The organism is Streptomyces sp. NPDC026062, assembly GCF_055568375.1.
Genome location: NZ_JBVHOQ010000057.1, coordinates 1 through 12,560, shown reverse-complemented (window position 1 = coordinate 12,560; position 12,560 = coordinate 1). Strand labels below are relative to the sequence as shown.

Here is a 12,560-nt window from a genome sequence, read left to right as displayed (position 1 = left end):
CGATCATTGCCCGGCGTCACCCTCCGTGATACACAGAGTAATCAGACGCAAATCGCCCACACACCGATTCGATCCGCAGGTCAGGACGGCCAGACCGGTCATTTGTGCGAGATCCGGGTAAAGAGAGCCGTCAAGTCGTCGTACGAAAGCAGTTTCATCAGCGAAGATAGAGGCTGACCCACGCCGTGCGGCGCGGGCACCGAACTACCCAACAGGGGCGGTGACTTACATGATCCTGGCAGCTGAGAAGGGCGACATCACCACCATCATCGGCGGAATCGCCCCGAACTGGGGGCCGTTCGGGACCTTGGGAAACGAGGCCCGCGTAATGATCGAGGTCGTGATGGCGATCGCCATCCTGCTCTGCCTCGGCATCGCGGTCTGGGGCGCGGCGAAACAGCGCATCGGCGCGACCGCCCTGCGCGACACATTCAGCGCGGAACAGGGCAAGGGACTGATCGTCGCGGGCCTGACCGGTGTGTTCATCATCGGATCGCTGGGAACCGTGTTCACCATCGTCTACGGGATGGCTGTCTAACCAGCCGTCAGCCCGCACACCGGGGCACACCGGCCCCAGCTCCCACCATCCGTCCGTCGTGTCCACCGGCAGAGGTTGCGTCCCCCTGATGTCGACTCACCACACCGCGTCCACGCGGAAACCAACACGGCTACCGTCGTACCACGACACGGTTCAGACAACGGCTGAGGGGGCGTACGCGGCATGAGTCACGACGACGGCTACGGCAACGACTCGGGGCGTACGGGCGACGGCTACAGCACCATCGGCGGCACCCGCCAGACCCGCACCCGCCTCCCCGACCGCGAGGGCGCCGACGCCTACGGCCCCCGCCGCCCGGCCCGCAACTCACGCTCACTGGTCACGATCGTGGGCGTGATCGTCCTGCTGCTCGCGGCCATCGCCTTCGCCAACATGGGCGAGGGCGGCGGGAACGGCGGGGACGGCGCGTCGGGAAGCGACGGCAAGAAGGCGGGCGCGCAACCGACTGCGGCTACGGGGACGAAGCCGGTGACCGGGAAGAACGGCGAGATTCCGTCGGGGTTCGCGCATGACGAGCAGGGGGCGCAGAGCGCGGCGTCCAACTTCGCGGTGGCGCTCGGATCGGCCGGCATGTTCAACCCGGTCTCTCGTCAGACGATCGTGCAGACCACGCACGACCCGTCAGTCGTCGACAAACTGGTCGCTGATCTGAACACGGCTTACTCCCCGGGGTTCCTCAAGAACATCGGCCTGAATGAGGGTGGCAGCGCACCGGAGGGTCTGACGTTTGTCTCACGAACGGTCCCAGTGGGCACCAAAGTGGTCGACTCCGACCGCGACACAGCAACCATTGAGGTCTGGTGCACCGGCCTGGTCGGCATGGCCGGACAAGGGTCCACGAAGCCCGTGACCGAGACCTGGTTCACGATCTCGGAGAAGCTCAAGTGGGTCGATAACGACTGGAAGATCGAATCGTCCAGCCAGACAGAAGGACCTACCCCTGTCAGCGGTGACAATCGGGCTTCGTCTGCCGATGAGATCGCCGGAGCAGTCGAGGGATACGGAGGCTTCGTCTATGCCCGCTAACCGGCGCCCCGGCGCACGCGTCCTGACCGCTCTGGGCAGCCTGCCCGCCATGGCGATCCTGCTGGCCTCGCAAGCCGCCGCCGCCCCATCGCCGTCGCCCTCTCCCAGCGAGAAGGCCGACGCAGGGTGCGACCTCATTGTCGGGCTTGCCAAGGACTACTGCGAAGGCGACTTCTCCCCCGGCTCGTCCACCCCCGACGGCACCGACTCCGCCCTGGACCCCCTCACCTCCCTGGGCCGCGGCTGTGCCGACGCCGCGGCGTGGATCGTGGGCAAGCTCAGCGAGGCCGTCAAAAGCACCGCAAACGTCGACTTCACCAACACCCGCTTCCTCCAGCAGTACGCGATCGTCTTCGCCGCCTCCACCGTGCTGACGCTCGTCCTGTGGCTCCTCGCCGTCGCCAAGCGCGCGATCCGCGGAGTGCCGCTCACCACCGCGATCTCCGAAGCCATCGGGTTCCTGTGGCTCACCGTCCTCGCATCCGCGTTCACGCCGCTGATCCTCTACACGATCGTCTCCGCCACCGACGGCGTCACCGAGGTCATCTCCTCGTCCTCCGGCGGGCAGACCGACGTCTTCTTCGGGTCGTTCGCCGACGCTCTCAAGAAGGACTCCGACATCGGCGGCGGCCCGATCATGCTGATCGTCGTCTCGCTCGTGTCCATCCTCGCCGCAGGCATCCTCTGGCTGGAACTCGTGATCCGCGCCGCCCTGCTCTACGTCGGCGCCCTCCTCGGAACAGCCGTCTACGCGGGCCTCGTCGACAAGAACATGTGGGGACACGTACGACGCTGGGCGGGCATCATGATCGCCGTGATCATGGTGAAGCCGGTCATCGTCATCGTGCTCGCCCTGGCAGGCGCCCTGTCCTCGGACGACGGACCCGACGCCTTCTCGGCAGTGGTGTCCGGGCTGGCCATCATCCTGCTCGCGATCTTCGCCTCCGGCATGATCTACCGCTTCGTCCCCGGCTTCGGCGACGAGATCCAGGGCGCCCGGACCAACCGCAAGCAAGCCACCGACGGCTCCCAGGCCGCCGCGATGATCAGCTCCCCCGCCGCTCTCGTCTCCCAGGGCATCAAGACCCACAGCAGCCGCGGCGGCGGCCAGGACGGCGGCGGCAACAGCGGCGGCGGACGCCCCGCCAACCCGGTCAGCGGCGGAGTCGCCGCACACAGCTCCCGCAACTCCGGGAGCGGGGTCGGCGGCGGATCTGTCCCCTCCGCCGCACCTCCGCCCCGCAGCGGTTCGGGCCCCACCTCCGGCACCCCGCACGGCAGCCGGAGCTCACGCGGTGGATCGGGCCGATCCGGCGGATCCGGCAGTTCCGGTAACAACAGCACAGGAGGTGGCGGGCGTTGAGCACGCAGTCCCATCCGATCACGCCCCGCCGTACGTATCTCATCGGCCGCGCCCGGCCGAACGCGATCGTCGGCAAGAACCGCGAGACGGGCGAGATCGCCCTGATCATCGGCGGCGCGTTCCTCGGCATGATGAGCGGGCTGCTCGTCCCGGTCCTCTCCCTGCGGATCGTGCTGCTCACCGGCTTCCCACTGCTCGCCCTGGCGATCGTCTACGTCCCGTACAAGCACCGGACCTTCTACAAATGGTTCGAGATCAACCGCAGTTTCAAGCGCTCCCTGCGCCGCGGTACGTCCTACCGCTCCTCCGCCATGGAGGCGGGCGTCGGCTCCGACGGGCGTGAGGTCGAGATCGGGCCGCCCCCCGGCATCGGCCGGATCAACTGGCTGGCTGCCCCCTTCGGGCCGGACGAGATCGCCGTACTGCTGCACGCCGACCGCCGCACCGTCACCGCGGCCATCGAGATCGAGGGGCCCGGCGTCGGGCTGCGCGACAGCGAGGACCAGGAAGCGCTCGTCGACCGCTTCGGCACCCTGCTCAAGCACGTCGCCAACGGCGACGGCTTCGTGACCCGCATCCAGATGCTCGCCCGCACCCTGCCCGCCGACCCCGACGCCCACGCCAAGGACGTCGCCCAGCGTGGCGACAAGGCCTCCCCGGACTGGCTCCAGGAGTCCTACGACCAGCTCCAGTCGATGGTCTCCACCTCCAGCGAGCAGCACCGCGCCTACCTCGTCGCCTGCATGCACTTCAACCGCGAGCTCGCCGCCGAGGCCCACGCCATGGCCCGCGCCGCCCGCCCGCAAGCCGGACGCAAGATCGACCGGGACGCCGGTCTCGCCGTCGTCATGGCGCGCGAGCTCACCGACATCTGCGCCCGCCTCGCCGAGGCCGACATCCGGGTCCGCCAGCCGCTCGGCCAGAGCCGGCTCGCCTCCCTCGTCCACTCGATGTACGACCCCGACCACCCCATCGACCACATCCAGGCCATGACCAAGCGCAACGCCTGGCCGGCCGAACTCGACGCCGTCGAGCCGACGTTCCTCCAGGCCAAGACCCGCGAGTCGTCCACCCGCGCACCCTGGTGCCACTCCACCGCCTGGGTGAAGGAGTGGCCGATGACGCCCGTGGGGGTCAACTTCCTCGCCCCGCTCCTGGTCCACACACCCGACGTCATCCGCACGGTCGCGGTCTGCATGGACCTCGAACCCACCGAGATCGCCATCGAGCGGATGCTCACCGAGAAGACCAACGACGAGGCCGAAGCCAGCCGCCAGGCCAAGATGAACCGCACCGTCGACCCCCGCGACATCGCCGCCCACGGCCGGCTCGACCAGCGGGGTGAAGATCTCGCGAGCGGCGCGGCCGGAGTGAACCTCGTGGGGTACATCACCGTGTCGTCGCGCTCACCCGAGTCCCTCGCCCGCGACAAGCGGACCATCCGGGCCTCGGCGGGCAAGTCGTATCTGAAGCTGGAGTGGTGCGACCGCGAGCACCACCGCGCGTTCGTGAACACCCTGCCGTTCGCCACCGGAATCCGGCGCTAACCCACCAGTCCGCGACACCGAGAGGGAGGTCAGTCACGCCATGCGAGATCCGCTGTCCGCGTTGTCGGACGCCTTTACCGCCTTCCTCTTCGGGAAGGTGGAGACGACCCGGCTGCCCGTCCGCACCTCCACCGGACAGGCCCAGGCGGTCTACCTGCCCACCGCCGCCCCCGGCCTCGGCGACTCCGGCGTGATCATCGGCCGCGAGGTGTACTCCGGCAAGGGCTACATCTACGACCCCTTCCAGCTGTACGGGCAACAGCTCCCCGCCCCGCACTGGCTGGTGCTCGGCGAGTCCGGCAACGGCAAGTCCGCGCTGGAGAAGACCTACGTGCTCCGCCAGCTCCGCTTCCGCGACCGCCAGGTCGTCGTCCTCGACGCCCAGGGCGAGGACGGCGTCGGCGAATGGAACCTCATCGCCCAGGAACTGGGCCTGACCCCCATCCGCCTCGACCCCACCTCCGCGCTCAACGGCGGCATCCGCCTGAACCCGCTCGACCCCTCGATCACCACCACCGGCCAGCTCGCCCTGCTGCGCACCATCATCGAAGTCGCCATGGGCCACGGGCTCGACGAACGTTCCGGCTTCGCGCTCAAGGTCGCGCACGCCTATGTGAACGAGACGACGACCGACCGTCAGCCCGTGCTGATGGACATCGTCGACCAGCTCCGCCACCCGGAGCCGGAATCCGCTCAGGCAATGAACGTGGACATAGACGACGTACGGGCCTGGGGCCTGGACGTCGCCCTCGTCCTGGACCGGCTCGTCGACGGCGACCTGCGCGGCATGTTCGACGGACCGACGTCCGCGGGCATCGACCTCGACGCCCCACTGATCGTCTTCGACCTCTCGCACATCGACCGCAACTCCATCGCCATGCCGATCCTGATGGCGATCGTCGGCGTGTGGCTGGAACACACCTGGATCAGGCCCGATCGGAAGAAACGCATCTTCCTGGTCGAGGAGGCCTGGCACATCATCAACTCGCCCTTCGTCGCCCAGCTCTTCCAGCGCCTGCTGAAGTTCGGCCGCCGCCTCGGACTCTCGTTCGTAGCAGTCGTCCACCACCTCAGCGACGTGGTCGACGGAGCCGCGGCACGGGAAGCGGCGGCCATCCTGAAGATGGCCTCGACCCGCACGATCTACGCCCAGAAGGCCGACGAGGCGAGAGCCACCGGCCGGGTCCTGGGGCTGCCCCGATGGGCGGTCGAGATCATCCCCACACTCACCCCCGGCATCGCCGTCTGGGACGTCAACGGCAACGTACAGGTCGTCAAGCACCTGATCACCGAGGCCGAGCGCCCCCTCGTCTTCACCGACCGCGCCATGACCGAGTCCTCAGCCGCAGAAGCCGCCGATCTCCTCCCGGAAGACGTACGCGCCGCCGAACTGGAGGCGGAGCAGCGTGCGGAACGCATCGAGAACCAGCAACGGCTGAACGAGTCGTCCGAGTCAACGGTGGCATGACATGGCGGGTGCGGGGCGCGGCAACGTACGCGGCGGCAACGGCAGGACCGGAAGGGAACCCCAAAACGGACCCCAAAACGGAACCGGAACCGGAAACGGCAGCGGCGGAGGCATCCCCGACGGACTCCTGATCGGACTGCTGCTCTTCCTGCTCGGGCTCACGCTGCTGGCCTGGACGGCCACCGGCCTGGCCGGCCTCCTCGCCCACGGCAGCTGGCCGGAGGGCGTCACCCTCGCCGAGACCCCGTTGGCCATGCGCCGGCTGGTGGAGGCCCCGCACGACCTGCCGGCCGCCTGGCCGACCACCCCGGCCGACGAGCTCTCCGGATACGGACTGTTCTGGGGCCTGTTCATCGGCCAGCTGATGGTGCTGGTGGTGCTGACCGTTTTCGTCATGGGAGTGATCGCCCGCTGGCGAGGCGTACGGGAACGGCAACGCGCCGAGCGGCTGGAAGCCACCCACGCCGACCCCCCGCAGGAGTACGCGTACGAGCCCCGGACCCCCCACCCGGCACCGGCACCGGCACCGGCACCAAATCCAGCACCGGTCCCCCGCCACGCACCCACCACCGGCCCACTCACCGAGCCGCCCATCGCCACCCAGGCCGACGCCGCCCCGCCCAACGCCACCCAGGCCGACGCACCCCCTCTCACCCCGGCCCCGGCCCCGACCCCGGCGATGGCTTCCCACCCGCCCGCCGTCCCCTCCCCCCGGACGCCCCGCGTCGTCTACGGCTCCGCCCCCACCCGCCGGCCCACCGCGGTCCAGGCCATCCGCGAGGCGGACGGCCCCGTGCTCGTCGTCACCTCCGACCCCAGCATCTGGGCCGAGACCAAGGACGCCAGGGCCAAGCTCGGTCCGGTGCTCGTCTACGACCCCGGCCACCTCTGCGACACCCCGGCCCGGCTCCACTGGTCCCCCACCAGTGGCTGCGAACAGCCCGACCGCGCCGCCGAGCGCTCCGCCGCGCTCCTCGCCCCCGTACGGCCGCAGTCCCGCATCGACGCGGCGACGGCCGACACCGCGGAAACCCTCCTGCGGTGCTGGCTCCACGCCGCAGCCATCGACGGCCGCCCCTTCCGCCAGGTCCACCGCTGGGCCATCGGCGGCAGCGCACACGAACCGGTGCGCCTGCTCCGTACCCACCCCAAGGCGGCCTCCGGAGTCGCCGGCCTGCTGGAGTCCGCGCTCACCGCCCATCCCGAACGACGCGAGATGGCACAGGAACTGACCGTACGGGCCTTCGGCGCCCTGTCGTCGGTCCACATCCGGGACGCCTGCACACCGAACCGCGCCGACGCGCTCGCGCTGGAATCTTTCGCGGACGAAGGGGGCAGCCTCTACATGGTCGGTGAACCCATCGAGAACCCGCGCCCGGGCCCCGGGGCGATGCCCCTGCTCACCGCGCTCGCCTCAGACGTGGTCGACCGCGGCCGCCGCAAGGCAGCCCGGTCATCCGACGGCCGGCTCGACCCGCCCATGACACTCGTCCTCGACGACGTCGCGGCCGTCGCCCCACTGCCGCGACTGCCCGAGCTGCTGGCAGCCGGCGAGAAGCAGGGCCTCCCCACCCTCGCTCTGCTCCGCTCCCCCGAACAGGCACGCGCCCGCTGGACCCAACAGCTCCGGACCCCGACCACGCTCTGAACCGGGGCCCCGGCCCCAACCGGCCAGACCCCGGCCAGACCCCGGCCAGACCCCGGACGGAAGCCAGGCACACACCCGGGCAGCCCCCCAGGCCTGACCGGCGCTGCAACGGCAGCGACAAACCCTCGAACGCGCACGCCAAATGCCACCAGGCGCGCCCATCCGCCTCCATCCGCCTCCATCCGCCTCCATCCGCCTCCATCCGCCTCCATCCGCCTCAGGGACGCGCGACGGCGTACTCCAGTTCCCTGGCCGTCGGGTCACCCGGCATCGGCACGCTCTCCCCCGTCGGCACGAACCCGATCCGGCGGTAGACCGCCGCCGCCCGCGGGTTGGCCTCGTGCACATACAGCCGTACTCGCTCGATCTGCGGCTCACCCAGCGACCACGCCCAGTCCATCCCGGCCCGGAACAACTCCTCCGCCAGTCCCCTGCCGCGCGCCTCGGGCCGCACGAACACCGCGACCACGTGCGCCTGGTGGACCGCCGTCGCCACACCGAACCGCACTTCGTCGTCCGGCCGCTCGATCAGCACACTCACCGTGCCCGCCCAGCCGCCGTCGGGCGCCTCGGCGACGAACTGCCGCACCCGGCCCGCACCCTCCTCCGAACCGCCGAGCGTCCGCTCCCGCCAGAAGTCGTCGCTGCGCTCGCGGCCCTGCTCGTACGTCTCCAGGAACGCCACCGGAGCCACCGGGTCCTGAAGCGCGGCCAGCCTGAGTTCCTTCGCAGACTGCCACTCGTCGGCCCGCACCACTCGTATCACGTAGTCCATGGGCCGATCCTGACCTGCGGCGGAAGGCCGTGCAAACACATTCGGCCGACGCCGAAGCGTCGTACCCCGGTACTACGCCCGCCGCCACGTCCCGCCCCAGGTCCGACGCCCGCCCGCCGCCCGCTCCGTAGCGTCGACCGCATGATCAGGGCATACGAACTCACCAAACGGTACGGCGATGTCACCGTCGTCCAGGACCTCGACTTCACCGTCCGGCCCGGCACCGTGACCGGCTTTCTCGGCCCGAACGGCGCCGGAAAGTCCACGACCATGCGCATGCTCCTCGGCCTGGACGCACCCACCCGCGGCCGCTCCACAGTCGGCGGACGCGCGTACGCCACCCACAGCGCGCCCCTCACCGAAGTCGGCGCCCTGCTGGAGGCCCGCTCCGTCCATCCCGGCCGGACCGCCTTCCACCATCTGATGGCACTCGCCCACACCCACGGCATCCCGCGCAGCCGCGTCGAACACGTTCTCGGCCTGGCCGGGCTGAGCGATGTGGCCGGAAAGCGGGTCAAGGGGTTCTCGCTCGGCATGGGCCAGCGGCTCGGCATCGCCGCGGCCCTGCTCGGCGATCCCGCCACCCTGATCCTCGACGAACCGGTCAACGGCCTCGACCCGGAGGGCGTGCTCTGGATCCGCAACCTGCTCACGTCCCTTGCCGCACAAGGCCGTACGGTCTTCATCTCCTCGCACCTGATGAGCGAGATGTCCCTCACTGCCGACCATCTGGTCATCATCGGACGTGGCCGCCTCCTCGCCGACACCGCGGTCGCCGACTTCGTCACCACGGCAGGTGGCGGCGCCGTCAAGGTCGTCACCCCACAGGCCGCAGCCCTGAGAGACCTCCTACACGGCCCCGGCATCGACATCACGAACACCACAGCCACCACAGCCACCACAGCCACGGAACCAGGCCGCCCAAGGACCCCCAGCACCGAACCCGGCCAACTGGAGATCCGAGGCACGGACGCCGCCCACATCGGACGCATCGCCGCAGCCCACGCCACCCCGCTGTACGAACTCACCCCACTCGCCGCCTCACTGGAGCAGGCCTTCATGGACCTCACCCAGGACTCGGTCGAGTACCGGATCACCACCCCCGAACCCCCCGAACCTGCCAAACCCGCCGAACCCGCCGAACCCGCCGATCTCACCGAACCCACCGGAGCCCCCGCATGACCACCGCGACTCCCACCCCGACCCCGCCCTCGCTCCCCACCCCCACTCACGCCCTTCCGCCCTACCGCGTCACTCCGGCCCGGGTGCTGCGCTCCGAATGGCACAAGCTCCGCACCCTGCGCTCCAGCTGGATCACTCTGGGCTCGGCGGCCGCACTGATCCTCGCTGTCGGCATCGTCATGGGCACGACCTACACGTCCGGCGGCGACGCGGATGTCGACACCGTCATCCTGGTCCTCTACGGCACCACGCTCGGCACGCTCTGCACGATGGTCCTCGGCGTCCTCGTCACCGCAGGCGAGTACTCCTCCGGCATGATCCGTGCCTCGCTCACCGCTGTCCCGCGCCGGCTGCCGGTCCTGTGGGCCAAGGCGGCCGTCTTCACCGCCACCGTTCTCGGCACCCTGCTGGCCACCTCACTGCTCACGTTCGTCGTCGCGCAGTTCTTCCTCCACGACACGGACCAGGCTGCCTCCCTCAGCGACCCCGGTGTGCTCCGGGCCATCGCGGGGAACGCCGTCGGGGCCACTCTTCTCAGCCTCATCGCCCTGGGCCTCGGCGCCCTGCTCCGCTCGGTGCCGGGCGCGATCGGCGCCTTCATCGGAGGCGTGATGGTCCTGCCCGAAGTGCTCACCATGCTCCCGTACGACGCGGTCGAATCGGCCGTCCGCTACTTCCCCACCCAGGCCGCCGGCGTGCTGGGCTCCGCCACACCGCTCCCCGACGCCGCCTCCGCCGGCGGGGCCCTGCTCGCCCTCGTCCTGTGGGCTGCGGCCACACTGATCGCAGGGGGCACCCTGCTGCGACGCCGCGACGCATGACACGGACGGGACCGGACAGGACAGGACGCGAGGAAGGACGGCGAGGAATGACGAGTGACGAGTGACGAACCAGTGACGCACGACGACACGAACCGACCGCCCGCCGGCAACTCCCCCCTCACCGGCCACATGCAGCGCCTGCTCCAACGTGTCCGCGCCTCCGACAGCCGTCGGCCGCTCGTGTGGGACGGACTGCTCACGGCGTTCTGGGTGCTGTTCGCCGTCCTCGACGTCTCGTCCGGCGGCTGGCGCACGGTCGCCGTCGACCCGCACGTCGCGGAGCCGCTGGTGCTCACGATGAGCGTGGCGTTCTCCGCCCCGCTGCTGTGGCGCCGCAGCCATCCACTGACCGTGCTGGTGTTGATGGCTCCGTTCGCCCTGGTCAACGTATGGACGGGGGCGGTCATTCAGGCCGCTTTCCTCCAGGAGATCGTGGTTTTCAACATCGCGCTCCGACAGCGGATGCGCACGCTGGCCTGGTCGGGCGCGGTCGTCCTCGCCCCGCTCGTGATCGGCTCGGTCCACTTCCCGGACGACTGGAACCGGCTCTTCATCCCCCACCTGTACGCGTTCGCGTTCGCCTCGCTGGTCGGCATCGTGGTGCGTACGCGCAAGGAGTACACGAAGGCCCTCGTCGACCGCGCCAACCGGCTCGAACTCGAGCGCGACCAGCAGGCCCGACTCGCGGCGGCCGCCGAACGGACGCGGATCGCCCGGGAGATGCACGACATCATCGGGCACAACCTCTCGGTGATCACGGGCCTCGCGGACGGCGGTGCCTACGCCGCGGCCAAGAACCCGGAACGGGCCGCCCAGGCCTTGGACGCCATCGGCACCACCAGCCGCCAGGCACTCGCCGAACTCCGCCGTCTGCTGGGCGTCCTGCGCGACGCCCCGGACCCGGCCGACCGCACCCCGCAGCCCACGCTCGACGACGTCGACGCCCTGATCGCAGGCGTACGCAGCGCAGGGCTCCCCGTACGCCTGCACCTTCGCGGTACACCCCCGGCCCTCCCGCCCACCCCTGGGCGTCAACTGACGGTGTACCGGGTGGTGCAGGAAGCGCTGACGAACACACTGAAGCATGCGAAACCGGCCCCTGCCCTGGCGGCAGAGGTCACTCTGACGTACGGTCCGGCGGAGCTGGAGGTCCTGATCACGGACAACGGCTGCCCACACCCCACAACCGGCCCGCCCGACGGCGCCGGTCAGGGCATCACGGGAATGCGCGAACGCGCCTCTCTGTACGACGCCGCACTCGAAGCGGGCCGGCCGACCGCCACAGACACCGGCTGGCGGGTACGGCTCCGACTCCCCCTGGAGGACTCCCCCTCGTGACGACCGTGCTCATAGCGGACGACCAGCCGATGCAACGCTTCGGATTCCGCATGCTGCTGGAGAGCCAGGACGACATGACCGTCGTCGGCGAGGCCGCCAACGGCCATGAAGCCCTCCAACTGGTCGCCCGGCACCAGCCGGACGTCGCCCTGATGGACATCCGCATGCCCCTGCTCGACGGCATCGAGGCCACCCGCCGCATCATCAGGGCCGGCTCCCGTACGCGCATCCTCATCGTCACCACATTCGACCTGGACCGCTATGCGTACGACGGTCTGCGCGCCGGCGCCAGCGGCTTCCTGATCAAGGACGTGCTGCCGGAGGAGCTCCTCTCCGGGATCCGCGCGGTGGCCGGCGGAGACGCGGTGGTCGCCCCGAGCCTGACCCGTCGTCTCCTGGACGCCTACGTCCAGCACTTGCCGACCGATCCCGGCGGACCCACGACCCCGGACGCACGGATCGCGAAACTGACCGACCGGGAGCGGGAGATCCTCACCGTCATCGGTCAGGGCTGGAGCAACACGGAAATTTCCGAACGCTTCCACGTGGCGGAATCGACGGTGAAAACACATGTCTCGCGAATCCTGGCAAAGACGGGGGCCAGGGACCGTGTCCAGGCGGTCATCCTGGCGTACGACACCCACTTGGTGACGGCAGGCTGAGCCCCACCTCTTCTGACGACCAAATCCGGTCGTGAACGCAGAAGAGCCCCGTGCCACAAGGGCACGGGGCTTTTCTACAATGATTGTTCGGCGGCGTCCTACTCTCCCACAGGGTCCCCCCTGCAGTACCATCGGCGCTGAAAGGCTTAGCTTCCGGGTTCGGAATGTAAC

General features: G+C 69.8%; 11 protein-coding genes and 1 rRNA gene. 10 read left to right on the top strand and 2 right to left on the bottom strand.

All coding sequences use genetic code 11. From position 1 onward, the window contains the following. Positions 1-229 precede the first annotated feature (229 nt). From ACZ4LX_RS34160 to ACZ4LX_RS34135, 6 genes are all read left to right on the top strand, one after another. Complete coding sequence (locus tag ACZ4LX_RS34160) at positions 230-538, top strand: hypothetical protein (RefSeq protein WP_072489575.1); 309 nt, start codon at positions 230-232, stop codon at positions 536-538. Positions 539-721: 183 nt separating this feature from the next. After that, positions 722-1,585: a DUF8175 domain-containg protein gene (locus tag ACZ4LX_RS34155; protein WP_467650868.1), complete on the top strand. Its 864-nt coding sequence runs from the start codon at positions 722-724 to the stop codon at positions 1,583-1,585. Further along, a complete protein-coding gene (locus ACZ4LX_RS34150) occupies positions 1,575-2,948 on the top strand; it encodes a hypothetical protein (protein ID WP_467650867.1) in 1,374 nt (457 codons plus the stop codon). The genes ACZ4LX_RS34155 and ACZ4LX_RS34150 overlap by 11 nt, the downstream gene beginning before the upstream one ends. Then, entirely contained in the window at positions 2,945-4,495 is a 1,551-nt protein-coding gene (locus tag ACZ4LX_RS34145) for an SCO6880 family protein (protein WP_467650866.1), read from the top strand. Before ACZ4LX_RS34150 ends, ACZ4LX_RS34145 begins: the two co-directional genes overlap by 4 nt. Positions 4,496-4,535: 40 nt before the next feature. Next, positions 4,536-5,963, top strand: coding sequence for an ATP-binding protein (locus ACZ4LX_RS34140; protein ID WP_467650865.1), 1,428 nt, complete (start codon positions 4,536-4,538; stop codon positions 5,961-5,963). 1 nt (position 5,964) lies between these two features. Further along, complete coding sequence (locus ACZ4LX_RS34135) at positions 5,965-7,611, top strand: type IV secretory system conjugative DNA transfer family protein (RefSeq protein ID WP_467650864.1); 1,647 nt, start codon at positions 5,965-5,967, stop codon at positions 7,609-7,611. A gap of 217 nt (positions 7,612-7,828) precedes the next feature. Here the strand turns inward: ACZ4LX_RS34135 and ACZ4LX_RS34130 are convergent, their stop codons facing one another. Beyond that, positions 7,829-8,386 (bottom strand): GNAT family N-acetyltransferase, encoded by a 558-nt coding sequence (locus ACZ4LX_RS34130; RefSeq protein WP_467650863.1) that lies wholly within the window; start codon positions 8,384-8,386, stop codon positions 7,829-7,831. Between the two features lie 141 nt (positions 8,387-8,527). Here ACZ4LX_RS34130 and ACZ4LX_RS34125 point away from each other — a divergent pair, with 141 nt between their 5' ends. The 4 genes from ACZ4LX_RS34125 to ACZ4LX_RS34110 all read left to right on the top strand — a co-directional run bounded on the left by ACZ4LX_RS34125 (position 8,528) and on the right by ACZ4LX_RS34110 (position 12,389). After that, entirely contained in the window at positions 8,528-9,568 is a 1,041-nt protein-coding gene (locus tag ACZ4LX_RS34125; protein ID WP_467650862.1) for an ABC transporter ATP-binding protein, read from the top strand. After that, positions 9,565-10,389, top strand: a complete 825-nt coding sequence (locus ACZ4LX_RS34120) for an ABC transporter permease (protein ID WP_467650861.1) — start codon at positions 9,565-9,567, stop codon at positions 10,387-10,389. The genes ACZ4LX_RS34125 and ACZ4LX_RS34120 overlap by 4 nt, the downstream gene beginning before the upstream one ends. A 129-nt stretch (positions 10,390-10,518) precedes the next feature. Next, positions 10,519-11,727, top strand: coding sequence for a sensor histidine kinase (locus ACZ4LX_RS34115; protein ID WP_467650894.1), 1,209 nt, complete (start codon positions 10,519-10,521; stop codon positions 11,725-11,727). Continuing rightward, positions 11,724-12,389 carry a response regulator gene (locus ACZ4LX_RS34110; RefSeq protein ID WP_467650860.1) on the top strand — a complete coding sequence of 222 codons (666 nt, stop codon included), beginning with the start codon at positions 11,724-11,726 and terminating at the stop codon, positions 12,387-12,389. Before ACZ4LX_RS34115 ends, ACZ4LX_RS34110 begins: the two co-directional genes overlap by 4 nt. Before the next feature lie 85 nt (positions 12,390-12,474). On the opposite strand, the gene rrf is transcribed toward ACZ4LX_RS34110, so the two are convergent. Next, positions 12,475-12,560: ribosomal RNA gene (gene rrf / locus ACZ4LX_RS34105) — 5S ribosomal RNA — on the bottom strand; the annotation flags it as partial.